Source organism: Candidatus Palauibacter sp. (genome assembly GCF_965237495.1).
Lineage (GTDB): Bacteria > Gemmatimonadota > Gemmatimonadetes > Palauibacterales > Palauibacteraceae > Palauibacter.
The window spans coordinates 3232666-3258489 of record NZ_OZ250143.1 but is presented as its reverse complement, the minus strand read 5'-3'; the positions used below and the strand labels follow the sequence as shown (position 1 = coordinate 3258489).

Genomic DNA, 25824 nt, shown 5'->3' with positions numbered 1-25824 from the left:
ACCCCGGGGCCGGACTCTGACGGAAGCCGCATGAAGGGATCGACAACCGGGTTCGCCGCGGCCGCGCCCCTGGCCCTGGTCTCATGCCTGCTCTCTCCCCGGCCGCAGCTGGCCCAGGTCCACGAGCACGGAGCCCAGGCGCACGAGCATGAGGCCGCCACGCCGGAGACGGGGCAGGTGGGGTGAGGATGCGGAAGGACCACGTCTATCGCGCCTCGGTGCAGTACACGAACCCGCTCCCCGGCCCGCTGCCGGACGGCGGCATGGGGGCGATCGGCGGCATCATCCTCGCCTCCGAGGACGCCTGGCCGGCGTTCGACCGCGAGCACCCGGACTACGTACAGGACCTGCGGAACACCCTCGACAAGCCGAACGAGGCCGGCAACGCGCACGGTCCCTCACCCGGCTCCGGCGGCGACTGCTAGCGGTCAAAAGCGCGGAGCCGCGCTGTACGGCGATTCGCCGCCGGGAGGGCGCCGATGCCGGAACTTCCCGACATCACGGTCTATCTCGAAGCTCTCGAGGCGCGAGTCCTCGGGCACACGCTCGATCGGGTACGGCTCGCGAGTCCGTTCCTCCTGAGGAGCGTGGAGCCGCCGCTCGCCGAGGCGCATGGACGCGAGGTCGTCGAGTTGCGGCGCGTGGGGAAGCGCATCGCGATGGGTCTGGGGGCCGCCGCCGCACCGCAACTCTGGCTCGTGCTCCATCTGATGATCGCGGGACGGCTCCGGTGGCGTGACCACGGCGTGAAGATCCCGCGCCGGCTCGGTCTCGCCTCCTTCGACTTCGCGCACGGGAGCCTCCTCCTCACGGAGGCCGGCACGAAGAAGCGCGCCTCACTCCACGTCGAGCGCGGAGAGGAGGGTCTCGCCCGCCACGACCCCGGCGGCGTCGAACCTCTGCGAATCGGGCGGGCCGCGTTTCGCGACGTGCTGACGACCCGCAACCACACCCTCAAGCGCGCGCTCACCGATCCCCGGCTCTTCTCGGGCATCGGCAACGCCTATTCCGACGAGATCCTCCATCGGGCGAAGCTGTCGCCGATCAAGTGGACGCAGCGGCTGGATGAAGACGAGATCGCCCGGTTGTTCGACGCCACCCGGCACACGCTCGAGGCGTGGGTGTGTCGGGTGCATAACAACCTGGAGGGGGAGTTCCCGGAGAAGGTGACCGCGTTCCACGACGCCATGGCGGTGCACGGGAAGTACGGCCGGCCGTGCCCCGACTGCTCGGCGCCGATCCAGCGGATCCGCTACGCGGACAACGAGACAAACTACTGCGCCGCCTGCCAGACCGGCGGGAAGGTGCTCGCGGACCGGTCCCTCTCCCGGCTGCTGGGGAAGGACTGGCCGCGCAGACTCGAGGCGCTCGAGGACCTCCGCTCGGGCACAGCTCCGCCGATCTCCGGGCCATCTCCGTGATCCGCTACCACTACCACACGGCGCGGAAGGAAATCCCCCGGCTCGGCATCGTGAAGGGGGATCCGCTGTGTCACGTGTACAGCGATCTTTCGCGCGAAGAACTGGAAACGTGGGGCAAGAGCCACGGCCTCGAGCCGGCGTGGATCCACGACTCGACGCTCCCCCACTTCGACGCCTTCGGCCCTCGCCTCGACGGGTGTGGCCCCGGCGTGACCCGCACGGAACTCAAGGCGCACATCCGCGCGTGGCGCTCCCGCCACCGGGTAGCAGGGGTAGCCAACGGCACGGGGGACCCGGCGCGGCCGGACTACCAGGTCGCGAGTTCCACGATCGCCTCTGCGATGTCGTCGACCTGGGGCAGCGACGCGTTCTCGAGCGAGGGCGCGTAGCCGATGAAGGTGTCCGTCGAGGTGATGCGGCGGATGGGCGCGTCGAGCCACTCGAACAGTTCGTCGGCCAGGCGGGCCGAGATCTCCGCCCCGTAGCCCCACGACTTCGCGTCCTCGTAGGCCACGAGCACACGGTTCGTCTTCTTCACGGAGCGCGTGATCGCGTCCATGTCGACCGGGTTCAGCGACCGCAGGTCGATCAGGTCGGCGCTCACCGGCTCACCGGCCCGATCGAGCTTCGCGAGCGCCTTGCGGGTGCGCTCCACCATGGCTCCGTAGGTCACGATCGTGAGATCGTCCCCCGTCTCCACGAACGCGGCCTTCCCGAACGGGATCATGTAGTCCGGGCCGGGATAGACGCCCTTGTTGTACGTCTGCCGGTACAGGTGCTTGTGCTCGAGGAAGAGCACCGGGTCGTCACAGCGGATCGCGGTCCGCAGCAGCCCGTTCGCGTCAACGGCGTTGGAGGGACAGATGACGTGCATGCCCGGTGTGTGCGTGAACAGCGAGGCGCCGGTCTGCGAGTGGTAGAGCGCGCCCCCGGTCAGATACCCTCCGTAGGTGGTACGGATGACGAGCGGACACTTGAACGCGCCGTTGGAGCGCCAGCGGAAGGTCGCGACCTCGTTCCGGAACTGGTGGTAGGCCGGCCAGATGTAGTCGAAGAACTGGATCTCGGCGACCGGCTTGAGGCCCCGCACGGCGAGCCCGATCGCGCGTCCGACGATGTTCGCCTCGGCGAGCGGCGAGTTGTACACGCGGACCGAGCCGAACTCCCGCTGCAGGCCGTGCGTGACCTTGAACACGCCACCCTTGCCCTTCACCTCCTCGAGGACTTCCTCGCGACTCGCGTCGGCGACGTCCTCCCCGAACACGACGATCGTCGGGTCGCGCCGCATCTCGTCGCGCAGGCAGGCGTTCACCAAGTCGACCATCGTCGCGGGCTTCCCCTCCGACTCGAAGCGGGGCTCGGTCTCGAAGGCGCTCGACGCAGGATCGATGTCGGGTGAGTAGACGTGCGTATGGACGGACTCCGGACTCGGCTGGGGGCGGGTCGCGGCCCGGTCGGCCGCATCCGCCACCTCTGCCTTGATCTCCGCCTTGAGGCTCTCAAGTTCGTCGGACTCCAGCACGCCCTCCCGCACGAGGTAGGCGCCGAAGGTGACCAGCGGGTCGCGCGCCGCCTCGAGCTCCCGCTCACTCTCGGGCTTGTAGAGTCGCTCGTCGTCCGACATGGAGTGGTTGTAGGGGCGGATCACCTTCGCGTGAACGAGCGCCGGGCCTCGCCCGCACCTCACATGGCCCGCGGCCCGCCGCATCACGTCGTAGCTCTCGAGCAGGTCGGTCCCGTCGACTTCCTCGACGTAGAGATGGGGGAACCCGCGCACGATCTTCGAGATGCTGCCGCCGGCGGTGTTCACCTCCACGGGGACCGAGATCGCGTACCCGTTGTCCTCCACGAGGAAGAGGATGGGCAGTTGGAGGGTGCAAGCGCTGTTGAGCGCCTCCCAGAACTCTCCTTCCGACGTGGTCCCATCCCCCGTACACACGAGGACGATCTCGTCCGGCTTCACGTTCGGCACCCGCGAGTCGAGCTGGCCTTCCAGGCCGGACACCCGGGCGCGAACGATCCCCTCCGCGCACCCCACCGCCTGGTTGAACTGCGTGCCGGTCGGGCTCGAGGAGGTGACGATGTTGAGGTCCGTGCGGCCGAAGTGCGCCGGCATCTGCCGGCCGCCGGTCGACGGGTCCTCAGCCGCGCCCACGTCGCCGAGGAAGATCTCGTACGGGGTTATGCCGAGTTCGAGGCAGAGCGCGCGGTCGCGGTAGTAGGTAAAGAACCAGTCGTAGCCCGGCCTCAGCACGCGGCCGGCGGCCACGCAGATCGCTTCGTGTCCCGCGCTCGAAATCTGGAAGAAGATCCGGTTCTGCCGCTTCATCGCGATTTCGCGGTCGTCGATCATCCGCGACGTGTACATGACGCGGTACATCGCGATGAGGTCCTGCGCCGGGAGGCCCCGCCATTCGGGGCGGGTCAAGGCTCGGAGTGCGCGCTCCAGGTCGTCGGTCTGCTCGATGGGGGTTGCCATGTATGTCCAGATTGTGCAGGAAGAGTCAGGCGAAGGGCCTCCGCGCTCCGAGAGGCTCGCCACGAATGCCGCCTTCGCTCCCACGACCACCCCATGTCACCCCATCCGACGAAGACCCGGTGAGAGAATCTAGCCTCCCCCTCGGGTCTCGACCACCGACTAGAATCCGACCGGGCGGGAACGGCGCAGTCCCGGGAGGATCGAGGCGGCGTGGTCGCCGATCGGGTCGCCCTCGCCGCTCTCCGGCATCAGCTGGCTCAGCGCGTGCATCATGGCGACGGTGTAGTCGGAGAAGGCGCGATAGAGAGGCGCGTGGCGGAAGCCCCACGCCCCCAGCGGAAGGAGGAGGAGCCAGCGCAGGTCGCCCGCCAGTTCCAGAAGCCCCTGTTCGTCGAGCGCCAGCCTGGGTTCGCCCATGGCCAGACGGGTCAACGCGGACATGAAGACCGCGGACGCTCCCGGCGAGAGCAGCTCGAGATCGGGGTAGCGAGCCAGCACCCTGGCGGCGAACGAGGAACCCTCCCCTACCTGTGCCTTCGTCTCCAGTCCCTCGGGCGCGGTGAGGATCTCCGCCACGGACGTAGGTTCGCCCTCGCCCAGAATAAACCATTCGAGCCGGAGGGGAGGGAAGGCCCGCTTGAGCGCCGCGATGAACTCGGCCCGCGGCCCCGCTCTCGGCCGACGGTCCTCCGAGCGCTCGTAGTTGGAGAGGGTCCCGAGACTCAGCCGGGCCTGGTCCGGGAGTTCGGCGTTAATCCGCCGTCGAAACTCCCGCAGAGACAGGCCCACCACATCTTCCCGGAAGAACCGGAGCCGTAATTGAACACTGTTCACAATATTGAACATAGCTCTTGGGTGGCGGGGACCGCAACCGCCGGCGAGCCTTGGGTGTTCACGTTTGTGTTCAGCTTCAGGTGTTCGCCGATCGCGATGTCCCGGCGTACATTTTACGGCTTGGTATGTGCGGATTCATCGTTCTAAGGTGTGCATCACATGAGCTTCCGAAGAAAGCCTGGTCTTCCCGGCTGTCGGCTCGGCCTGGGGGTCGTTTGTCTCATCGCCATGTCGGTCCCGGCGTCGGAATTGCGGGCGCAGGACGGTCCGGGGCAGCATGAACCGGAAGAAGAGCCGCCCGCGCCGCTGGAGGGCCTCACGTCCCGTGCGGCTCAGGCGCCCGTGGTCGATGGAGTGCTGGACGATGCGGCCTGGCAGGCCGTCCCCGCCATGACGGATTTCATCCAGCGCGAACCGTTCGATGGGCAGCCGGCGTCCGAACGCACCGAAGTCCGTCTCGTGTACGACGACGCGGCCATCTACGTCGGCGTGTGGGCCTGGGATGGGGATGCGGACGCGATCATCCCGGGGGACCGGATCCGGGACACCGAGGTCTCTGAGTCCGACGCGATTCTGCTCGCGTTCGATACGTACCACGACTACCAGAACGCGTTCGTGTTCGGGACGACGCCGGCGGGGATCGAGTACGACGGCCAGGTCGCCAACGAGGGACGGGGAGGCGGCTTCTTTCTCGGCGGCGGCTTCAACACGCAGCGCCGGATGCAGTCCGGCGCCGGCGGCGGCTTCAACAAGAACTGGGACGGGTCCTGGAACGTCGCGACGAGCCGCGACGGCGAGGGCTGGTACGCGGAGTTCCGGATCCCCTTCAACACGCTCCGGTACGGGAACGACCCGATCTGGGGGTTCAACGTCTCGCGCCAGATCCGCCGGCGGAACGAGGAGTCGTTCTGGTCCGCGGTCCCCCGCGAGTTCAACCTCTACCGCCTCAACTACGCGGGCCACCTGACCGGCCTCGAGCTGCCCTTCCGTCGCCTGGGTTCCGTCACGCCCTACCTGCTGGGCTCGGCCGCGCGCGACTACGCCGGCGGTCAGACAGCCTTCGACCGGAGCTACGAGTTCGGCGGGGAGGCCAAGCTCCAGATCACGCAGGGGATTACGCTCGACGCGACGTACAACACGGACTTCGCGCAGGTCGAGGTGGACGACCAGCAGGTCAACCTGACCCGCTTCAGCCTGCTCTTCCCCGAGAAGCGCCCCTTCTTCCTCGAGAACGCCGGGTTCTTCGCGGTCGGCGGGGGCGGGGCAGACCTCTTCTTCAGTCGGCGCATCGGGATCGCCAACGGGCGGCAGGCGCCGATCACGGGGGGGGTCCGCGTCTCGGGTCGCGCCGCGGGGTTCAACGTCGGGCTGCTGCAGATCGCGACCGACCGGGTCGAGGGAGTCACGGATCCGAACGCGTATTCAGTCGTGCGCGTGGCGCGGGAGCTGCCTAACCGCTCGCGCATCGGCGCGGCCTTCATCAACCGCGACGGAAGCGCCGCCGGCGACTACAACCGGACGTACGCCGTGGATGGGCAGCTCGGGCTGGGCGAGGCGTGGACGCTGGCCGCGTGGGGCGCGCAGACGGAAACACCCGGCCTGACCCGAGCCGACCAGGCCTTCGACGCGACGTTCGGCCTCAACACCCGCAAGTGGCGGGGGAACGTCCAGTACCAGTACTTCGGCGAGGATTTCAACCCCGAGGTCGGTTTCCTGCGCCGCGCGGGCCACAACTACTATCAGGTCTTTCTGCTGCACAACATCCACCCGGGCGGAGTCTTCCGCGAACTCCGCCCGCACGTCTCCTACTTCACCTTCCGGAGCGACAAGACCGGCGTCCAGCGCGGGTTCGAGGAATCCGCTCGCCTCCACATCGACCAGCACTGGGAGTTCCAGGACGGCATGGAGGCCCACACCGGGGTGAACTGGGTGCGGGAGGGGTTGTACGAGCCGTTCACGATCTTCGGGACGGACGTCACGGTGCCGGTCGGGACGTACGATGGGTGGGAGGGGCAGATCCGCTTCTGGACGAACGAGTCGGCGAAGCTCTCCTTCAACGGGGGGGCGAACGTCGGGTCGTTCCTGTCGGGTTCGCGCCGCAGCGCGAACGGCACCGTGACCGTGCGGTCGGGTTCCTCGTTCAGCACGTCGCTGCGGCTCGACTACAACGACGTCAAGCTGGAGCAGGGGGACTTCGTCACGACGCTGGCCGGCGTGAACTTCGGGTATTTCTTCACGCCCCGGATCTATCTGCAGTCGCTCGTCCAGTACTCGACGCAGCTCGACACCTTCTCCGCCAACGTGCGTTTCGGGTGGCTGAACACTGCGGGGACCGGCCTGTTCATCGTCTACAACGACATCCAGGGCATCCAGGATCTGCACGGACCCCAGGGTCGCTCGCTGATCCTCAAGTTCAGCCGCCAGGTCAACGTCTTCGGAGGCTGACGGCAGTCGGGATCACGGAAACGGAAGCGTGACGCGGATGCGGCCCCGGCTCCTCTTCATCTGCGTCGAGAACTCCTGCCGGAGCCAGATGGCGGAGGCGTTCGCGCGAATGCTGGCCGGAGACCGGGTGGAGGCGTCGAGCGGAGGATCCAGCCCGTCGGGCGTCGTGAACGCGCGCGCGATCGAGGTCATGGCGGAGGTGGGCTACGATCCGGGTGTCCACCGGTCGGAGGGGCTGGACGGGGTTCCGCCCGGGCTGTTCGACACGGTCGTCACCATGGGCTGCGCGGACGCGTGTCCGCACGTGCCCGCTCGCCGGCGGGTAGACTGGCAGGTTCGGGATCCGACGGACCTTCCGGGTGAGGAGTTCCGGGCGGTCCGCGATGACATCCGCCGGCGGGTGGCCGCCCTGCTCGCGGAGCTCGGCGTGGATCAGCGGGCTGGCGCCGAAGGGCCGCCCGAGGCCGGAGCGTGAGCGAGCCGACCCGGTCGGTGGTGATCGTCGCCGGCGGACGTTCGCGCCGCCTCGGGCGGTCCAAGCCGTTCGTCGAGATCGGGGGCCGCGCCATCCTGTTTCGCCTCCTCGACGCGACATCGCACATCGCGGACCGCGTGCTCGCGGTGCGCGAGGCTTCGCCCTTCGAGCGCGCCCTCCGCGCGGAAGCATGGAAGCCGGCCGTCCCTGTTGCCGGCGGTCCGCCCGGCTCGGTGGCCTTCGGGGATCCGGCCGGTCGTCGCCTTCTGCTCGTATCCGATCCGGTGCCCGATCTCGGCCCCCTCGCGGGGCTCGCTTCCGGACTCGAGGCCGCATCCGCCCCCATCTGCGTCGCGCTGGCCGGCGACCTGCCCTTCGTCAGCCGCGACGTTGTGGACGGGCTGGGCGAAGCCCTCGCAGGGGCTCCGGAAGCCGACGCCGTCGTCCCCCGGGCACGGGATCGACCCCAGCCGCTCTGCGCCGCCTATCGCCGCGACGCCGGCGAGGTCGTCGGCCGGCTCCTGGCGCAGCAGTCGAAGGTGGGCGTCCGTTCGCCGTCCATGATGAGCTTCCTGGACCGGCTGCGCGTCCGTTACGTCGAGGCTGGCGACCTCCCCGGGAGCGGCAACCTCGACGCGATCACAAGGGGCGTCGACAGCCCCGACGACCTCATCTGGGCCGCCCGCTACGCCGCTCGCGGCGACTGAAACGCCGACTAGAGCGCGGTGGCCGCGTCGCCAAGGGCGGCGATCGCGGCGTCCAGCTGGCGGTCGCTCAGGTAAGGGGCCGGACCCAGCCGCAGCAGATCGTCGCGGTAGTCCGCCGCCACACCGCGCTCCACGAGCGCCTCGTGAAACTCGCGCGCCCGCGCGGTTCGCAGCGCGAGGAAACCTCCGACCGCCTCCAGCGGGATCCCCCGCTCCCGGTCTATGAGCCCGGGGTCGAGATCGAGCGCATCGAAGGCCTCCGCAAGATGTCCAACCTGGTGGCGGCTCACCGTGCGCAGAAGCTCCGGGAAGAGTCCGTGGTCGCGGAAGAAGTCGAACACCTCCGCGGCCCGGTAGTGGCTGGTCGGGTCGTACGTGCTCCCCGCGAACCGTTCCGCGCCCGGTCCATAGCGCACGCGCCCCGTGTCCCCCCCCTGGCGCAGTGTCGAGAATTCCGCGAACCACCCCGTCACGGCCGGCCGCAGCCGGCAGCCCGGCGGGACGCGAAGGAAGCAGTTCCCTTCGCCGAGCTGGCAGTACTTGTATCCTCCCCCCACCACGAAAGCACGCCCGAGCCCGAGCTGCGAGAGGTCGAACGGGATCGCGTTGAGAGCGTGGTAGGCGTCCACAAGAAGCGCCGCTCCGACCCGCTCGCACCGCTCGGCGACCTGCCCGAGGCCCGCGACGACGCGCGCGTCGCGATACAGGACCGCCGAGACTAGGACGCCCGCCGTCTCGTCATCCACGGCCCGGCACAGCCGCTCGGAGAGCGAGTCGATCGGGTCCACCGGAACGCGAGCCACGGCGAGCCCCTCCTCCTCCAGCCGCTCGAGCTGGCGTCGGATCGAATGGAACTCGCCGTCCGTCGTCACCAGCCGCGGACGGGCGCGCAGGGAGAGCGCGGAGAGGAAGCGGATCACGAGTCCGTGCGTGTTGCCGCCGAGGGCGTAGTCCCCGCCGTCCGGCTGACCCGGCGCCCCGAGTAGCGCGGCGAATCCCGCCCGTACCCGATCCGCCCGCGCGAAGGCTTCCTCCCACTTCGCGTCGACGAGGCGGGCCGCGTCCTCCCACGCCCGGCGCTGGCCGTCGAACCCGCAGTCGGGCCACGCCTGGTGCGAGTGCCCCGTGAGCAGGAGTCTCCCGGCCACCCGGAAGCGGGAATAGTGCCGGGCGAGGGCGTTCGGTTCCCCGTACAGCTCCTCGGGTTCGAACGCGGGTATGGCGGCGGACGCCGTCACAGGTCCGTGCGGATCGCCCACAGGTCGGGGAACACGGGCTTGTTGAGCGACCCCCTGAGATACGCGGCCCCCGCCGTCTCTCCGGTCCCGGGCCTCGCTCCGATCGTGCGCTCGACCATCTTCACGTGCCGGTAGCGCCATTCCTGCAGCCCCTCATCGAGATCGACGAGCCGTTCGCACAGCTGGACCAGCGTCGGATCCTCGCGGTAGAGCCGGACGAGCGCGGCCTGCACGCCCGCCGACGGCTCGGTCGGCGCCGTGACGTCGCGGCCCAGATCTTCCTGCGGAATCGCGTGCCCGCGCGCGTCGAGAAACCCCAGAAAGGCGTTCCACAACGAGGGTTCCCGGTAGCGCCGTTCGAGACGCTTCCGCGCGTTACTCCCGTCGGGGTATCGTTTGAACACCGATGTCCGCTTGTGGCCGAGCACGAACTCCAGCTCACGGAACTGGTACGACTGGAGTCCGCTCGCCTCCTCGAGCATCTGCCGGAAGGCGAGGAATTCGAGGGGCCGCATCGTCTCCAGGATGTCCAGCTGCGCGACCTGGACTTTGAGGATCGTGAGGATGCGCTGCATGGTGTGCAGGAGCCGCGGCACGTCGTCCGCCCCCATCCGGTCACGCGCGAACTCGAGTTCGTGCAGGAGCTGTTTGAACCACAGTTCGTACACCTGATGGATGACGATGAACAGCATCTCATCGTGCTCGTGGTCCCCGTTCCCGCCCGACCGCTCCACCTGGAGCGACAGCAACTCCTCGAGGTGCAGATAGCCGGAGTAGCTCGTGTATTTCTCGTGCGCCATGGTCTTCCCTCAGTAGCCCCACTCCAACCTCGGGGTGTAGCCGTCCAGCGTCGAATACTGCGGCGGCCAGGGGATCGGCGCCCCCGAGGCGTACGCCGCGTGCCGCGTCCAGTATGGGTCCCAGAGGTGGGCACGGGCGAGACAGCACAGGTCCGCCCGCCCCGCGGCGAGGATCGTGTTCACGTCCATGAACGATGAGATGTTGCCCACGGCCATGGTCGCGATCCCGACCTCGTGCCGGATCCGGTCCGAGAACGGCGTCTGGTACTGACGGCCGTAGACCGGCTTCTGCCAGGGGACGGTCTGCCCCGCCGAGACGTCGATGATGTCGACGCCCGCGGTCTTCAGACGCCGGGCGACCTCGATGGCTCCGTCCGCCGTCAACCCGCCCTCCGCCCAATCCACCGCCGAGATCCGCACCGAGATCGGCTTCTCCGCCGGCCACACGCTCCGCACGGTGGTCAGCACTTCGAGCGGGAACCGCAGCCGTCCGTCCACGTCTCCCCCGTACTCGTCCTCCCGAAGGTTCGTGAGGGGGGAGATGAAGCTCGCCAGCAGGTATCCATGCGCGAAGTGGATCTCCAGCAGGTCGAAGCCCGCCTCCTCGGACATCTCCGCGGCGCGGCGGAACTGGCCGGTCACCAGATCCATGTCTTCGCGCGTCATCTCCAGGGGCACGGGGCTGTGCTCGAACCAGGGGACGGGCGACGCGGCCATGATCGGCCACCCGTCCGCCTCCAGCGGCTCGTTGTCGCCTTCCCAGGACAGCCGGGTGGACGCCTTCCGGCCCGCGTGCCCGAGTTGCATGCCGATCGCGGCGGCGGAGTGGCGGTGCACGAAGTCGACGATCCGCTTCCACGCGCCCACGTGCGCCGGTTCGTACATGCCCGTGCAGCCGAGCGAAATGCGGCTCTCCCGGCTCACGTCGGTCATCTCCGACATCACGAGCCCGGCCCCGCCGATCGCGCGGCTGCCGAGGTTCACGAGATGCCAGTCGTCCGGCGTACCGTCCTCGGCCGAGTACTGACACATGGCCGAGACCACGACCCGGTTCTTCAGTTCGAGTCCACGCAGCCGGAACGGCGCGAGCAGCGGAGGCGGGGCAGGGTCGCTTTCGACGGGAGATGTTCCCGCCGCCGCGGCCCGATCCGCGAACCGGCGGTCGACGCGCGCCGTGAAGGCCGGGTCGCGCACAGCGAGGTTGGAATGGGTGATGCGAAGGCTGCGCGTGATGAGATTGAACGCGAACTGGAGCGGTTCCGTTTCCATGAACCGCTCCGTGCCCTCGAACCACTCGAGGCTGGCCTGCGCGGCGCGCTGCACGCTCTCGACCTCGGGCCGCCGGGCCGTCTCGTAGGCCTCGAGCGCGGGCGCGACCTCGAGGTCGTGAGCGAGGAGCGATTCGTGGAGCGAGATCGAGTCGATCATGGCGAGACGGGTGCCGGACCCGATGGAGAAGTGCGCGGAGTGCGCGGCGTCGCCCACGAGCACGATGTTGCCGTGCCGCCACGCGCGGTTCCGGACGGTGGGGAAGCCGCGCCAGATCGACCGGTTCCGGATCAGCCGGTGCGATCCGAGTTCTTCCGCGAAGACCTCCTCGAGGAAGCGGGCCGTCTCCCGCTCCGAGGCGGTGTCCATGCCGGCCGCGCGCCAAGTGGCATCCGTCGCCTCGACGATGAAGGTGGAGATCGCCTCCGGGGCCGGGGCGGCGCTACGGTACTGGTAGGCGTGGACGCGCCACAGCCCGTGTTCGGTCTCCCTGAAATGGAAGGTGAAGGCCGGGAACGGTTTCGTCGTCCCGAGCCACACGAACCGGTTGGGGCGGAGGTCGATGCGGGGGCCGAACGCGTCGGCGTACCGCGCACGCATGCCGCTGTTCACGCCGTCCGCGGCGAGGACGAGATCGGCGCCCGTGCAGGGTTCCTCCGAGGGGACCTCGACCCCGTGGCGGAGTTCGACGCCGAGCGCCCGGGCCCGCGCCTCGAGGATCGCCAGCAGCGCGGCGCGCGCGAGCCCGCTGAACCCGTGGCCGGTCGAGGTGAGGCGCTCGCCCCGGTAGTGGATGTCGATGTCTTCCCAGTGGTAGAACGACTCCGTGATCGCCTCGTAGCTCTCGCGGTCGGCGGCGGCCAGTTCCTCGAGCGTGGCGTCGGAGAAGACGACCCCGAAACCGTAGGTGTCGCCCGGGCGGTTACGCTCCAACACCACAATCTCGTGGTCCGGATGGGAGCACTTCATGAGGATCGCGAAATAGAGCCCGGCGGGGCCGCCGCCCACGCAGACGATCCTCACGGCTTCACGACCGGAGCGTCCGGTTCATTCGGGCGGCTCGTCGGGCCCGGCACGCGCGGCGTCGAAGAGGTGGCGCGCGATGATGAGGCGCTGGATCTCCGTCGCGCCCTCGTAGATGCGGAGGGCCCGGACGGAGCGGTACAGCCGGTCCACCGGGTGGTCCGCCAGCACTCCCCGGCCGCCGAGAATCTGCACCGCGTCGTCCACCACGCCCTGCGCGATCTCGGTCGCGAACGACTTCGCCATCGCGGCCTCGACGTCCGTACGTTCCGCGCCGCCGTCGCGTTCCCACGCCGCCCGGTAGACGAGGAGCCGCGCGGCGGTGAGGTCGGTCGCCATGCGGCCCACCTTCTCCTGCGTGATCTGGAAGTCGGCCAGCGCCCGCCCGAACTGCCGGCGCGTCAGGGCGTGGTGTATCGCTTCGTGCAAGGCTCGCCCCGCCATCCCGCACGCGGCAGCACCGACGGTGGGCCGCAGGCGGTCGAGCGTGGCCAGCCCCAGGCGGTATCCTTCGCCCTCGCCCCCGACCCGCGCCGACGCCGGCAACCGGCAGTCCTCGAGCGCGATCTCGCCCAGAGGGTGCGGATCGGCCATGAGCAGCGGCCGCACGAAGCGAAACCCCTGCGTCTCCGTGGGGAGCAGGAAGGCGGAGATGCCCTTCGCGCCCGCACCGGGGTCCGTGAGCGCGAACACGAGATAGAAGTCCGCGATCCCGGCGTTCGAGATGAACGTCTTGATGCCGTTCAGGACGTACGCGTCGCCGTCCCGAACGGCCGTCGAGCGCATGGCCGCGATGTCGGACCCCGCCTCGGGCTCGCTCATCGCGAAGGCGGCCACGGCCCGCCCGCGAACCGCGCGATCGAGCCACAGGCGGCGCTGGCGGGTGTCCCCGGCGAGCGCGATCGGGGTCGAACCCAACGCCTGGAGCGCGAACATCGCGTCGGCCAGCGGAGAATGGAAGGCCAGCGTCTCGCGGGTCACGGCGCAGGCCCGGAAGTCCTGTCGGGCGATCGCCTTCAACCAGCCGCCGCTCCCCAGGGAGGCGCAGATCTCCCGTGCGTAGCGCCGCACCACATCGTCGTCGTCGTGACGCGCGTGCCCGGCGAACTCCGCCGCGGCGTAGTCTCCGACGCCCTCCGCGAGTTCGAGGTGTGCCGGTTCGAGAAAGGCCCGGACAGGGTGGAAATCGATCACGAGAACACCGGGGCCCGCTTCTCGACGAAGGCCCGATAGCCTTCCCGGAAGTTCGGGTCCTCCATGCAGACCGCCTGGACTCGGGCCTCCTCGTCGAGTGCATCGTGCAGCGTCATGTGGGCTTCCCGCTCCAGGGCCCGCTTCGTCACGGCCAGCGCCGCCGAAGGCCCGGCGGCCAGCCTCGCCGCGAGGTCGCCGCCGGCCGCCAGCGCCTCCCCGTCGGGCACGACGCGGTTGTAGAGTCCGATCCGAAGCGCCTCGGCGGCGTCGAGAAAGCCCCCCGTCATCAGGAGTTCCGTCGCTCGGCCGAGACCGATGATGCGCGGGAGAAGCCACGCGATCCCCATGTCGGCGCCCGAGAGTCCGACTCCGGTGAACAGGTAGGCGATCCTGGCCGATTCGGCCGCGATCCGGACGTCGCAGGCGGTCGCGATCACGGCCCCGGCACCCGCCACGGTGCCGTTGAGGGCGCCGACCACGGGCCGTCCGCAGTCCCGCATGGCGGCGATCAGGTCGCAGGTCATGCGCGTGAACTCGAGCAGCTCGCCGGAGTCCATCTCCAGCAACGGACCGATGATGTCACGAACGTCTCCCCCGGTGCAGAAGGCGCCGCCCGCCCCGGTGATCACGACCGCGCGGACGCCCGGCTCGGCGTCGAGGGCGCGGAAGGTGTTCCGGAGTTCGTCGTAGACCTCGAACGTCAGTGCGTTCCGACGCTCGGGACGGTTCAGTGTGATCGTCGCGACCGACGTGGCCGCGTCGAGCTCGTAGAGAAACGAAGCCGGGTTCAACGGCACGGCAGGGCTCCTTGCGATGGCTGGCTACCTGTTCCTGAACTACTCACGCGGGCGGCGCGCGGGGAGGACGGCGGTCGCCTCGATCTCGACCCGCGCCCCGCGTTCGACGAGTCCCCGGACCTCCACGAGCGCCATGGCCGGATAGTGACGCCCCATCCGGGCGCGCCAGACCGCGCCCAGCTCGGCGCGGGCGTCCCGGTACGCGGGGAGGTCGGTCACGTACACGGTCATGCGCCCGACGTGCGCGGGTTCACCGCCCGCCGCCCGAACGACGGCGAGCACGCGATCGAGCGCGAGCGCAAACTGCGCCGCGAAGTCCGCAGCCTCGACGCGCCCGTCGGGCCCGCCGGCGGTCTGGCCGGCGACGAAGAGGACTCTGCCGCCGGCTGGCGCCAGCAGACCGTGGTTCCAGCCTCTGGGCTCCGCAAGCTCCGGCGGGTTGAAGACGTCGTACGCGTCCGTGCCGTCCACGCGTCCCGAGCCTAGAGGGCCGAGGTGGCGCCGCCGTCGAGGACGACGGTCTGCCCGTTGATGCTGCGCGCGGTCTCCTCGCACAGGAACGCGACCGCAGCGGCGACCTCCTCCGGCGCGATGAGCCTCCGCTGCGGCGTCGTGGCCAGCACCGCGTCGAGCGCCGCGGTCTCCTCCATCCCGGTGCGCCGCACGATGTTCGCGATCGTCGCGTCCGTCATCGGCGTGTCGACGTAGCCCGGGCAGACCGCGTTGACGGTGACGCCGCTCGCCGCCACTTCCGCCGCCGCGGAGCGCGTGAGCCCGAGCAGCGCGTGCTTGGAGGCCGCGTAGCCGCCGATGTATCGCGCCCCGCGCAGCGCCGCGACGGAAGCCACGTTCACGATGCGTCCCCAGCCGCGTTCGATCATGCCGGGAAGCACCCCCTGCATGGCGAGGAAGGCGCCGGTGGCGTTGACCGTCCACAGCCGGGTCCACTCCTCCAGGGCGAGCCGGGTCACGGAGGCGGAACTGGCCACGCCCGCGTTGTTGACGAGGATGTCGACGGCGCCGAGCCGCCCGGCGGCTTCCCGGCACAGGGCCGCCACATCGGCCGGCTCCGAGACATCGCACGTCACGGCCCAGGCTTCGGTCCCCCGGGCCCGGAGCTCCGCGGCGACGGCCTCGATCTCGTCCGTGCTGCGCGCCGAGACGACGATCCGGACGCCCCGGTCGGCGAGCGCACGGGCCGCGGCCGCGCCGATGCCCCGGCCGCCCCCCGTCATCAGGGCGCCGCGACCTGCGATGCTCACAGCTCGCTCACAGTTCGCTCACGTTCCGCTCATCATTCGCTGCCCAGGGCTTCGATCACCGCCTCCGAGAGGATCTCCCCCAACACCTCGATCGTAGCGCGTCCTTCCTCCGCCGTCGCCCCCGCGGGGCTGCCGAAGTACGCTCGCGCCCCCCCGGCGGCCACGAAATCCGCCGCCCCATCGGCGATCGCCGACGAGAGCGAGACGGGGTTGTCCTCCAGCTTCAGCATGACCTCCGCGCGCACGCGCCCGGGGCTGCGGGCAAGGACGATCGACCCTTCGTACCGGCCGGCGTGGCACGCCCCGCTTCGGAACTCGGCGGTCAGCCGGCCTCCCCACGGGCGGCGGGTCACGTCCGGGAACACGGCCCGCATCGCGGCGCCCTCGTTGATCGAGGATACCGCGCCGTGGAGGGCCTCGAGATGGGCCGGGTCGAAGTGCGCGTTCGCGATCGCCAGCGTCCCGATCCCGGCCCGCCGCAGGCTCGTCGCGATGTCCGTGAGGAGCGCCGCCAGCGTCGCGCTCCCGATGTCGATCGTCCCGGGGAAGCTGGCGGCGAACGTGGCGGGCGTGTACTGCAGCGCGTCGAGTAGCACCGCTTCAAGACCATGCGCCGCCAGTCGCCGCCCGCCCGCCTCCGCCATCGCGACCGCGATCGTGACGTCGGTGTCGAGCGGCAGGTGCGGTCCGTGCGCCTCCGTCGCCCCGACGGGCAGGATGGCGACTGCGCGATCGAGGTCGAGCGCCCCGACATCCTCCCATGTGAGGTCCGGCAGCCGGTGAAGGGTCATGGAGTGTGGCTACGCCGACCCTGCTGAAGGCGCAAGGGTCCGCGCCGGGGCCGTGTTGATGGCGCGGCGGCCGGAGAATACCGTGCGAGACCAGAGTTCCCGCCACGAACGGCCCGTCCAGCCGATGGAAATTCGAGATTCCGATCCGTCGCCGACGTTCGTTCCGCCCGCGCGCTTCAACATCGCCGAGTACTTGCTCGGCGATCGGGTGCGGGAGGGACGCGGGGCTCGGCGCGCCCTCCTGACCGACAACGGAGCACTCACCTACGCCGAGGTCGACGCGCTCGCGAACCGGTGCGGCCACCTGCTTCTTTCGGCGGGCGTCCGCCCCGAGGAACGCGTCCTCATCGCTCTCCCTGACGGCCCGGCCTTCGTCGGCGCCCTGTTCGGCGCGCTCCGGATCGGGGCCGTCGGCGTGATGCTGAACCCGTACCTCCGGGGGGAGGAGATCGAGTACTTCCTCCGCTATACGCGCGGCGCGGTCCTCTTCACGGACTCCGAACGCGCGCCGGCCTTCGCCGAGGCGGCGCGAGGTGGGGACCGAGACCGGCATCGAAACCGCGACCGGGCCGGCGACGGCGTTTCCTGGGGTCCCGGGATCCGGGGTCCCCGCGAGACCTTCATCATCGATGAACCCGCCTTCGGGGAGCGGCTCGCGGCCCAGCCCGCCACGCTCCGACCGTTCCCCACGCACCGAGACGACCCGGCGCTGTGGCTGTTCAGCGGCGGGACGACGGGGCGGCCGAAGGGGGTCGTGCAGACGCACGCGTCGTTCGCCAACACGACCGAGTGCTACGGGAAGCGCGTCCTCGGTCTGACGGAGTCCGACGTCACGCTCTCGGTGCCGAAGCTCTTCTTCGGATACGCCACGGGCTCGAACCTCTTCTTCCCCTTCTCGGTCGGGGCCGCGGCGGCCCTCTTCCCGGAGCGGTGTACACCAGAGGTCCTGTTCTCGAAGATTGAGAAGTTTCGCCCGACCGTGCTGGTCAACGTGCCCACGATGATCCGGCACATGGTGGCGGACTCCGACGCTGCGCGCCGGGATCTCTCGTGTCTCCGGCTCGCCACCTCCGCCGGCGAGGCCCTCCCCCCCGACCTTCACCGGCGCTGGCGGGATACGTGGGGGGTGGACCTCCTCGACGGACTGGGGACCGCCGAAATGTGGCACATCTTCCTCAGCAACCGGCCGGGAGACGTCCGCCCCGGTACGCTGGGCCGCGTGGTTCCCGGCTTCGAGGTGCGCGTATGCGACGACGAGGGCGGGGAGCTGCCCCCGGGCGAGGTCGGCTGGCTCCGCGTGCGCGGCGGGTCGCGCGCCCTCGGGTACTGGCAGCGGGCGGAGGCGACGGCGGAGGCGTTCCGGGGTGCGTGGTACGTGTCCGGGGATATGGTCGTGCGCGACGCGGACGGGGTCTTCACCTACTGCGGGCGCGGCGACGACATGCTGAAGGTGAAGGGGAAGTGGCTGTCCCCCGGTGAGGTGGAAGACTGCCTGTTGCAGCACCCGGCCGTGGCCGAGGCGGCCGTGGTCGGCGTGCCGAACCGCGCGGGCCTTGTCGAACCCGTCGCGTGGGTCGTCCCGACGGAGGCGGCTTCGGCTCCGGACGCGGGATCACGGCCCGCCGAGCCATCTGAGCTGGCGGCGGCGCTGCGGGAGTTCGTGGCCTCCCGCCTCGCGTCCTACAAAGCCCCCGCGGCGACCCACCTCGTCGGCGCGCTGCCCCGGACCCACCTGGGGAAGGTCGACCGCGCCGCCCTCCGCGCGCGGGCGGAGTCGCTCAGAGATCCTCGAGCAGCACCATGACCAGCCCGCTGCGGATCTTGGGTTCGAACCAGGTCGACTTGGGCGGCATCATGCGGCGCTGCCGGCACACCGCGATGAACTGACGCATCGTCACGGCAGGGAGTGTGACGGCGAGGTCGGCCCGCCCCGCGTCGACCTCCTCCGCGAGCCACGCAGCATCCTTGTTGGCGCCCACGAACGTCAGGCGTTCGTCCCCGGCCTCGACGATCCCGAGGTCGGCGAAGAGGGTCCGCTGCACGATGTCGTGGTCGATCGATGCCGACGCGTCCTCCTCGCGCAGGACCTCCTCCCGGGGCATCGCCCGCCGCCACCCGGCTTCGGCCGTGTACACGCCGATCTCGTGAGTGGTCTCCGGCTGAAGCGGTCCCTCTCCCCCGGAGGCGAGGGTGGCGGCGAAGGAACGCCCCAGAGCCGACGCCACCGCCGCCTCGACGGTCTCGGGGGATTCCCCGGGAAGCCGCACGAGACGGTTGTAGGGGGCGATCCCCATCCGGTCCGCGGGGAAGAACACCGCGAGGAAGGACTCGTGCCCCAGCATCGCGGCGGCCGCGCTCCGGTGGTTGCCATCGGCCACGTAGGCCTCCGGCTCGTCGGCGAGCAGCCGCTGAAGGCGCGCCAGGGCGCCGGGCTCCCGGACGAGCCAGATCCGATGGGCGGTGCCTCCCCTGCCCTCGACCGCGAAGTCGGGCGCGACTCCGTCGACCCGTCCCTCCAGCGTCCGCGCGAAGGCCCCCGACTCGTCGGGCACGGCGTTGTTCACGGTCCCGATGATGGCGCGGGTCGCCTCGATCAGCCGCGCGCGTCCACGCGCCTTCGGGGGACGGACGCCCTCGTTGCGGATGATAGGGCCGTCGGGCGTCGCTTCAGTGCGGATCTCCGCCGTGCGCGCCAGCCCGCCGAGGCCGATCTGCCGAACTCCCGGCCGCCCCGGGTCCACGATCTCGTAGATGAAGAGGACTCGCCCCGCTGCGCGCGTGAGAGGGGAAGCCCGGAGCCGGTCGAAGTTGAGTCGCGCGCGCCTCAGCGCCGCCTCCGAGTCGCCCTCCATGATCCGATCGGGGCGGACCACCGCACAGTGCGCCATGGTGACGCTCAACACCGAGTCCGGCGCCTCTCGAATCGCCTCCCAGATCTCGAGATCTCCCTGAAACTCATCGTAGTTTCGGGCCGACACCCGGCGGGCGGCGTCGGAATCGACGGGTACGAGGGCGCGGTGGATGGGGCGTATCGTGACCATGTCAGCCGGAGCGGGGCTCGAGTGTTCGCTGGACGCGCGACACCCTGCTCAGCCGCCGCCCGGCGCGCAACGCCCCGGTCCGGAAGGGTGTTTGCACATCTGGGTTGCCACCGGCACCCCGGAATTGTTTCATTAAGCCTGGACGTGGTGAAGTCCGCCACGCCAAATGTCCCGCCCGGCGGTTCCATGAAGGATTCCGGAGGACGTTCTATCAGTGCGGAGGGAGCTGTGAAATATCTGCGGCTGCGTGAAATCGCGCGCGCGGGCCTGGCCATCGGCCTCCTTGCCGGAACGGCGGCCTGCGAATTCGACAACAATCCGTACGGCCCCGCGTACCGAAACCTCCATCCCACGATCGTCGGAGTGTACCGCCCGGTCGAGCATCTGGGTCTGCGGAACTCCCAGATCCCGAACAACATCCGCCCCGCCCCGCCCGGTTCGGACATCCGCCTCGTATTCGGGTCGGCGATGACGCTGAGCGGCCGGGTTTTCCTGCCGAGCAGCGGGCCGGGGAGGAGTACGGTCGATGTCCGGTTCTACGGCATGTGGGAATATGACAGGGTCTCCCGCCGCATCACGCTGAACATCGACCCCTCGCCGGCGAACCCGGCGATCGAGGCGGTCTTCCAGATCACGATCCTGGACAACTGGGTCCGTCTCGAGGGTGCGACGGAAATCGCGGGATTGCTGTTGTCCTTCGATCTCGGCAAGTCGCTCCTCGAGCCCGAAAGCCCGAGTACCGGCGGGCCCGGGTTCGGCAACCGGGTTCCCGTTCGGAGGGGATAGCAGCCGGTGGTGAAGAAGGCGAAGCCGCGGCCGAAGCCGGCCGCCGGCATCGATCTTACCGCCTACCGGGTCGCCGATGATGCGCTGCCACTCGTCAGGGGCACGCAGCATCGCGAGTGGATGGACGACACCCCGGCCCGTTTCGCGTACCGCTGCCTCCCGCTGCTGATCGCGAACCAGGCCGGATGGGACCTCCTCTGTCCGACACGGTTCTGGGTGCGCTGGAACGGCGAGGCCGGGCTGGACGCTCTCAAGTTTCGCTGGGACGACGAGCCCCATCCCGCAATCGCCAGCCATTTCGGCAGCGGCGTCGTCACCTTTACACCTGGTTACCTGTTCCGGACCACGAAGGACCACAACCTGTGGGCGCGAGGCTGTCCGAACCTCCCCAAGGACGGGATCATTCCGCTCGACGGGATCATCGAGACCGACTGGGCGCCGTTCTCGTTCACGATGAACTGGAAGATCACGCGGCCGAAGCACTGGATCCGGTTCGATGAGGGCGAACCGATCTGCCGGATCCTGCCCATCCCGCGCCACTACCTGGAGAGCGTGCGCCCCCGGGGCCGCGATCTGTGGGACAACAAGCGGCTCGCGAATGAGTACGTCGCGTGGCGCGAATCCCGCTCGCAGTTCATCGACGATCTGAGCGCCGGCGAGCAGGAGGCCGTGGAGGAGGGGTGGCAGCGCACCTACATCCGCGGCCAGGACATGAAGGGTGTGCGGAGGAAGGACCACCAGACGAAACTCCGCCTTCGCGACTTCCTGGCGGTCAGGAAGTAGAGCGCGCCGGCCGGGACCCTCCGGAGCCGGACCGGCCCGCATGGACAACGGGAATCCCGCCATGTATTCTGGGCCGGGCGATGGTCGGGGTTGGCAGGCACGGCAGCAGGCATGTGCGGCAGGCCCGTACTCTCGGCGACACCAATCTTTTTCAGGAGCACGGGTAATGCGCAGAAGCGGCACGGTGAAGTGGTTCAACGACCAGAAGGGCTTCGGATTCATCGCTCTCGACGATGGATCGGCGGAGGTCTTCGTGCACCACACGGCGATCCAGTCGGACGGATTCCGAAGCTTGGCGGAGGGCGAGAAGGTCGAGCTCGATGTCGTGGATGGTCCCAAGGGTCCGAAGGCGGAAAACGTGACCAAGCAGGCCTACTGAGGCCCCGGGGGGACCGGGCAGGCGAAGAGAGGGGCCGTACCGGCTGGTGCGGCCCCCCTTTTTTGGCGGTCGTTCATCCTTTTTGCATCCGGGTTGTATCCGGTCGCATCTGGCGGCGTTGGCGAAGCCGGGCCAAGTTGCCGGACATCACTTTTTTACGCTGCCAGCGCGGGGGGAGATCATGGAAATCGATCGTAGAAGGTTCCTCGCGTCCGTCGGCGCCGGCGCCCTTGCGGTGATGACGCCCGAGGACAAGGCGGAGGCTCTCGAGCACTACATGGTGGACATGCTCGACGACGAGAGTCCCGGCCACGCTCACGACCACCACCACGGCCCCGTCCCGCGGACCGAAGACCTCGACCCGCGCCTCCTCGACGAGAACGAACTCCTCGCCGAGGCAGCGGAAGCCGAGGCGGAATTCGCCGCGGAGACGGAGGATCACGACCACCACGACCACGAGCAGGAAGTCACGACTCCGCGCGGGACCGGCAACCTCTTCCGCCCGAGCGACACGGTGCTCGAACCGCTGCCGGCGAATCCCACGCTGGAGGATGTCTTCCGGCTCCGGTTCTGGCCGGCCCGGCATGTCCTGCAGAGCGCGACTCACGCGTTAAAGGATGGGCAGCCGGAGGAGAATGTCCTCGCGGGCCTGCTGCACGATACCGTGCAGAACCTGATCAAGGTCGATCACGGGTGGTGGGGCGCCCAGCTCTACGAACCGTACGTGCCCGAGTACGTAAGTTGGGGCATTCGGTATCACGGGGCCCTGCGCTTCTACCCGGACGAGGAGTATGGCTACGAGTACCCGGAGTTGTACAACCGGATCTTCGGCGAGGATTACGTCCCGCCGGAATACATCAAGCAGGCGGCCGAGTACGCCACGAAACACCCGTTGTACGTCTCGGCGCGCATGATCTGCGTGAACGACACCTACGCGTTCCAGGATGACATGGAGGTCTCGCTCGACCCCTTCGTCGACATCATCGGACGCCATTTCGAGCAGCCGAAGGAGGGTCTGGGGTACGACAACAGCCCGGTCGCGCACATGTGGCGCTCGATCGAGATGCCTTGGGCGCCGCTGTAATACGTTCTTGGGGGAGCAGTCGCGGGCTGTTCGGCTCGGGCCCGCGTACGACGTGCGTACGAGCCGAGTCGGATGTCACGACCAACCGGAGATGAGTATGCTGAAACGCGCACTTGTGATGTTCGCCATCCTGTTCACACCCGCGGCAGCCTACGCCCAGGGCACGATCGAGGGCCGGGTGACCAGCGCCCAGGGCGCGGCCGGGCTCAGCAACGCGCGGGTCGCGATCCCCGCCCTCGATATCTCGGTGGGCTCGGGAGCGGGCGGCGCGTACATGATTCCCGATGTCCCGGCGGGTAACCATGTGGTCGAGGTCCGGCTCATCGGCTACGCGGTCCAGACGCAAACCGCAACGGTCGTAGACGGGCAGAGCGTGACCGTCGATTTCGCGCTCGGCCTCTCGGCGATCAACCTCGGGGAGCTGGTGGTCGTCGGAAGCCGCGCGCGGCCGAGAACGGTGACGGAATCGATGGTGCCGGTGGACGTGATCCCGGTGTCCGAGATCACTCGGCAGGGGGAGACGAACATCGACTTCCTGCTCCGCAGCGTGGTCCCGTCCTACAACGTCCGCACCGAGCCGATCAGCGACGCCGCCACGATCACGCGTCCGGCCAACCTGCGGGGGCTCGCGGCAGATCACACCATGGTGCTGATCAACGGGAAGCGGCGGCACCGCGGGTCGATCATCACGTGGCTCGGGGCCGGTCTCTCGGACGGGGCCCAGGGCGTCGACATCGGCTCCATCCCGGGCATCGCGCTGCGACAGGTGGAGGTGCTGCGTGACGGCGCGTCGGCCCAGTACGGGTCGGACGCCATCGCCGGCGTGATGAACTTCATCCTCAAGGACGACCGCTCGGGCGGTGCCCTCGAGGTGAAGAGCGGCAGTTACTACGAAGGCGACGGCGACATGCTCACCGTCGCCGGCAACGTCGGTGTCCCCCTGGGGTCCACCGGCTTCGCCAACCTCAGCGTTGAGTACGGAAATCAGAATCCCACCGACCGGGCCGTCCAGCGCGACGACGCGCTTGCACTCCGCGCCGCCGGCAACAGTGCCGTGCGCCAGCCCTCGGCCCAGATCTGGGGTTCGCCCGAGGTCAACGACGACCTCAAACTGTGGCTCAATACCGGCTACACGTTCAACGACGACGAGCAGTTCTACGCGTTCGGAAACCTCTCCACCAAGGAGGTGGACGGTGGTTTCTTCTTCCGCAATCCGAACACGCGCGGCGGCGTGTTCACCGGTGACGGGGGCGAGACGCTCCTCATCGGCGATGTGCTCGACGCGAGGGACGGCGTGGTGGACGGATCGGCGAATTGCCCCGAGGTCAGCATCACGAACAACGTTCCCGACCCGGTGGCTCTGGCGCGGGTCTTCGCCGATCCGAACTGCTTCTCGTTCCAGGAGATGTTCCCCGGCGGCTTCACACCTCAGTTCGGCGGCAACGTCACCGACTGGTCGGTCGTCAGCGGCGTGAAGGGCGGCAACGACAGCGGTTTCACTTGGGACGCGAGCGCCAGCTTCGGCAACCACACCACCGATTTCTTCATCTACAACACGGTGAACGCCGCGCTCGGGCCGGAGACGCCCACCGACTTCGACGCGGGTCTCTACCAGCAGCAGGAGTTCAACCTCAACTTCGATGTCGCCTATGAGGCCAGCGATCAGGTACATATCGCGGCTGGGCTCGAGCGCCGTGAGGAGCGTTTCATAATCGGCAGGGGGCAGGACGAATCGTGGAAGATCGGGCCCTACGCCAAGCAGGGCTTCAGTTCCTCCTCCAACGGCTTCCCCGGCTTCAGTCCGATCGCCGCGGGAGACTGGGACCGCCAGAACGTGGCCATCTACGGAGATGTTCATCTGGGCGGCGGCGAAGCCCCCTGGACGGTCGGAGCCGCGTTGCGCTGGGAGGACTTCTCCGACTTCGGCAGCCAGTTGACCGGGAAGGTCTCGAGCCGCCTCGAAGTCAGCGACAAGCTCGCTCTGCGCGCCGGCGGGAGCACCGGCTTCCGCGCTCCGACACCGGGGCAGCAGAACGCCTTCAACGTTTCAACGGTCTTCGACGCGACGATCGGCGACCTCGTCAACCGCGGCACGATCCCCTCGACCTCCGGGGTGGCGGCGCTTCGGGGCGGGCGGCAGCTGTCGCCCGAGAGGGCGTTCAGCCTGACGGCGGGGGCCGTGCTCGACGCGGACGCGTTCAAGTTTACGATGGACTACTACCGCATCGCGATTTCGGACCGGTTCGCGCAGACGAAGACGTTCAAGCTCGAGCCCGAGGAGGTCACGAGGCTTCTGACCGAAGGGTTCACCAGCGCTGCCAACCTCGCCGAGTTCCGGTTCTTCACCAACGACTTCAGCACGAGGACGCAGGGGATCGACATCGTGGCGAACTACTCTCCACCGTCGAGGGGCGGCGCCACGAGCTTCAGCGCGCTCTTCAACTACAACGGCACGACGGTCACCGATTTCAATCCTGAAGTCGTGGACGAGGACCGCCTGGATCAGCTCGAGCGCTCCATCCCCTCGTGGCGGGGCTCTCTCAACGTGGTGCACACGCTGGGCAAGGTGCGCGGCCTCCTGCGGGGTACCTGGTACGATTCGTGGGTGGACGTCGGAGGCGTCGTGATCGGCGGCGTCGAGGACACGCCCTTCCCAGGCAGGTTGCTCGTCGACCTGGAGCTGTCGACGAGCCTCACAGCGGACACCGAAATCGCCATCGGCGCGAACAACCTCCTCGATACGTATCCGGCACGGAACGAGACCGGCACGGCCGGGAGCGTGGGTCTGCTCTATCCGGAGAGCTCGCCGTTCGGCTTCAACGGCGGTTACTACTACGTTCGCGTGAACTATCGGTGGTCGTGGCTGACGAACTAGTCCTGGATCGGAGGCGATGACCCGGGTGGAGGTCGCTGGTAGTCGAAGCTGACCTCGCAAGGTAGGATCGACCCCGGCGGGAGGCGCAGTTCGTCTCCCGCCGGGGTCGTGTTTTTCGTACTCGTATCGCAACACCGCCCT

At 69.0% G+C, this 25824-nt stretch carries 24 protein-coding genes; 13 read left to right on the top strand and 11 right to left on the bottom strand.

The features are described 5' to 3' along the window. The first annotated feature begins 30 nt into the window (after window positions 1-30). Genes ACPXY0_RS14265 through ACPXY0_RS14250 form a run of 4 tightly spaced genes read left to right on the top strand, consistent with a single transcriptional unit; the run spans window position 31 to window position 1810 of the window. Window positions 31-186: a hypothetical protein gene (locus ACPXY0_RS14265; protein WP_423925652.1), complete on the top strand. Its 156-nt coding sequence runs from the start codon at window positions 31-33 to the stop codon at window positions 184-186. Then, window positions 183-425 (top strand): hypothetical protein, encoded by a 243-nt coding sequence (locus tag ACPXY0_RS14260; RefSeq protein ID WP_423925650.1) that lies wholly within the window; start codon window positions 183-185, stop codon window positions 423-425. Before ACPXY0_RS14265 ends, ACPXY0_RS14260 begins: the two co-directional genes overlap by 4 nt. A gap of 54 nt (window positions 426-479) precedes the next feature. Continuing rightward, entirely contained in the window at window positions 480-1421 is a 942-nt protein-coding gene (locus ACPXY0_RS14255; RefSeq protein WP_423925648.1) for a DNA-formamidopyrimidine glycosylase family protein, read from the top strand. Next, entirely contained in the window at window positions 1418-1810 is a 393-nt protein-coding gene (locus ACPXY0_RS14250) for a hypothetical protein (RefSeq protein ID WP_423925646.1), read from the top strand. The genes ACPXY0_RS14255 and ACPXY0_RS14250 overlap by 4 nt, the downstream gene beginning before the upstream one ends. On the opposite strand, the gene ACPXY0_RS14245 is transcribed toward ACPXY0_RS14250, so the two are convergent. Then, window positions 1729-3900 carry an alpha-ketoacid dehydrogenase subunit alpha/beta gene (locus ACPXY0_RS14245; protein ID WP_423925644.1) on the bottom strand — a complete coding sequence of 724 codons (2172 nt, stop codon included), beginning with the start codon at window positions 3898-3900 and terminating at the stop codon, window positions 1729-1731. The two genes, ACPXY0_RS14250 and ACPXY0_RS14245, sit on opposite strands and share 82 nt — an antisense overlap. A 159-nt stretch (window positions 3901-4059) precedes the next feature. After that, window positions 4060-4689, bottom strand: coding sequence for a hypothetical protein (locus ACPXY0_RS14240; RefSeq protein ID WP_423925642.1), 630 nt, complete (start codon window positions 4687-4689; stop codon window positions 4060-4062). A gap of 273 nt (window positions 4690-4962) precedes the next feature. Here ACPXY0_RS14240 and ACPXY0_RS14235 point away from each other — a divergent pair, with 273 nt between their 5' ends. Genes ACPXY0_RS14235 through mobA form a run of 3 tightly spaced genes read left to right on the top strand, consistent with a single transcriptional unit; the run spans window position 4963 to window position 8361 of the window. Then, on the top strand, window positions 4963-7179 hold the full coding sequence (locus ACPXY0_RS14235; protein ID WP_423925640.1) for a DUF5916 domain-containing protein: 2217 nt from the start codon (window positions 4963-4965) through the stop codon (window positions 7177-7179). A gap of 37 nt (window positions 7180-7216) precedes the next feature. Beyond that, complete coding sequence (locus ACPXY0_RS14230) at window positions 7217-7654, top strand: arsenate reductase ArsC (RefSeq protein ID WP_423930693.1); 438 nt, start codon at window positions 7217-7219, stop codon at window positions 7652-7654. After that, window positions 7651-8361, top strand: a complete 711-nt coding sequence (gene mobA, locus ACPXY0_RS14225; protein WP_423925638.1) for a molybdenum cofactor guanylyltransferase — start codon at window positions 7651-7653, stop codon at window positions 8359-8361. The genes ACPXY0_RS14230 and mobA overlap by 4 nt, the downstream gene beginning before the upstream one ends. Before the next feature lie 8 nt (window positions 8362-8369). Here the strand turns inward: mobA and ACPXY0_RS14220 are convergent, their stop codons facing one another. From ACPXY0_RS14220 to ACPXY0_RS14185, 8 genes are read right to left on the bottom strand one after another with little or no spacing between them, the layout of a single operon-like run. Continuing rightward, window positions 8370-9599: a kynureninase gene (locus ACPXY0_RS14220; protein WP_423925636.1), complete on the bottom strand. Its 1230-nt coding sequence runs from the start codon at window positions 9597-9599 to the stop codon at window positions 8370-8372. Next, window positions 9596-10399 carry a tryptophan 2,3-dioxygenase gene (locus tag ACPXY0_RS14215; RefSeq protein ID WP_423925634.1) on the bottom strand — a complete coding sequence of 268 codons (804 nt, stop codon included), beginning with the start codon at window positions 10397-10399 and terminating at the stop codon, window positions 9596-9598. Before ACPXY0_RS14215 ends, ACPXY0_RS14220 begins: the two co-directional genes overlap by 4 nt. Before the next feature lie 9 nt (window positions 10400-10408). Next, window positions 10409-12691, bottom strand: coding sequence for a bifunctional salicylyl-CoA 5-hydroxylase/oxidoreductase (locus ACPXY0_RS14210; protein ID WP_423925632.1), 2283 nt, complete (start codon window positions 12689-12691; stop codon window positions 10409-10411). Window positions 12692-12715: 24 nt separating this feature from the next. Then, on the bottom strand, window positions 12716-13885 hold the full coding sequence (locus ACPXY0_RS14205; protein ID WP_423925630.1) for an acyl-CoA dehydrogenase family protein: 1170 nt from the start codon (window positions 13883-13885) through the stop codon (window positions 12716-12718). Beyond that, window positions 13882-14682, bottom strand: a complete 801-nt coding sequence (locus ACPXY0_RS14200; RefSeq protein ID WP_423925628.1) for an enoyl-CoA hydratase family protein — start codon at window positions 14680-14682, stop codon at window positions 13882-13884. The genes ACPXY0_RS14205 and ACPXY0_RS14200 overlap by 4 nt, the downstream gene beginning before the upstream one ends. A 39-nt stretch (window positions 14683-14721) precedes the next feature. Then, on the bottom strand, window positions 14722-15153 hold the full coding sequence (locus ACPXY0_RS14195) for a RidA family protein (RefSeq protein ID WP_423925626.1): 432 nt from the start codon (window positions 15151-15153) through the stop codon (window positions 14722-14724). 11 nt (window positions 15154-15164) lie between these two features. Next, window positions 15165-15944, bottom strand: a complete 780-nt coding sequence (locus tag ACPXY0_RS14190; protein WP_423925624.1) for an SDR family NAD(P)-dependent oxidoreductase — start codon at window positions 15942-15944, stop codon at window positions 15165-15167. A gap of 32 nt (window positions 15945-15976) precedes the next feature. Next, complete coding sequence (locus ACPXY0_RS14185) at window positions 15977-16735, bottom strand: creatininase family protein (protein ID WP_423925622.1); 759 nt, start codon at window positions 16733-16735, stop codon at window positions 15977-15979. Between the two features lie 82 nt (window positions 16736-16817). Between ACPXY0_RS14185 and ACPXY0_RS14180 the strand changes: the two genes are divergently transcribed. Next, window positions 16818-18539, top strand: a complete 1722-nt coding sequence (locus ACPXY0_RS14180; protein ID WP_423925620.1) for a benzoate-CoA ligase family protein — start codon at window positions 16818-16820, stop codon at window positions 18537-18539. On the opposite strand, the gene ACPXY0_RS14175 is transcribed toward ACPXY0_RS14180, so the two are convergent. After that, window positions 18514-19776, bottom strand: coding sequence for a DUF1015 family protein (locus ACPXY0_RS14175; RefSeq protein ID WP_423925618.1), 1263 nt, complete (start codon window positions 19774-19776; stop codon window positions 18514-18516). The two genes, ACPXY0_RS14180 and ACPXY0_RS14175, sit on opposite strands and share 26 nt — an antisense overlap. A gap of 228 nt (window positions 19777-20004) precedes the next feature. Between ACPXY0_RS14175 and ACPXY0_RS14170 the strand changes: the two genes are divergently transcribed. The 5 genes from ACPXY0_RS14170 (at window position 20005) to ACPXY0_RS14150 (ending at window position 25683) form a co-directional block, all read left to right on the top strand. Further along, on the top strand, window positions 20005-20562 hold the full coding sequence (locus tag ACPXY0_RS14170; RefSeq protein ID WP_423925616.1) for a hypothetical protein: 558 nt from the start codon (window positions 20005-20007) through the stop codon (window positions 20560-20562). 6 nt (window positions 20563-20568) lie between these two features. Next, window positions 20569-21345 carry a DUF6065 family protein gene (locus tag ACPXY0_RS14165; RefSeq protein ID WP_423925614.1) on the top strand — a complete coding sequence of 259 codons (777 nt, stop codon included), beginning with the start codon at window positions 20569-20571 and terminating at the stop codon, window positions 21343-21345. A gap of 166 nt (window positions 21346-21511) precedes the next feature. Continuing rightward, on the top strand, window positions 21512-21724 hold the full coding sequence (locus ACPXY0_RS14160; protein ID WP_419936020.1) for a cold shock domain-containing protein: 213 nt from the start codon (window positions 21512-21514) through the stop codon (window positions 21722-21724). 181 nt (window positions 21725-21905) lie between these two features. Next, window positions 21906-22808, top strand: a complete 903-nt coding sequence (locus ACPXY0_RS14155; protein WP_423925612.1) for a hypothetical protein — start codon at window positions 21906-21908, stop codon at window positions 22806-22808. A gap of 97 nt (window positions 22809-22905) precedes the next feature. Next, entirely contained in the window at window positions 22906-25683 is a 2778-nt protein-coding gene (locus ACPXY0_RS14150; protein WP_423925610.1) for a TonB-dependent receptor, read from the top strand. The last annotated feature ends 141 nt before the right edge of the window (window positions 25684-25824 follow it).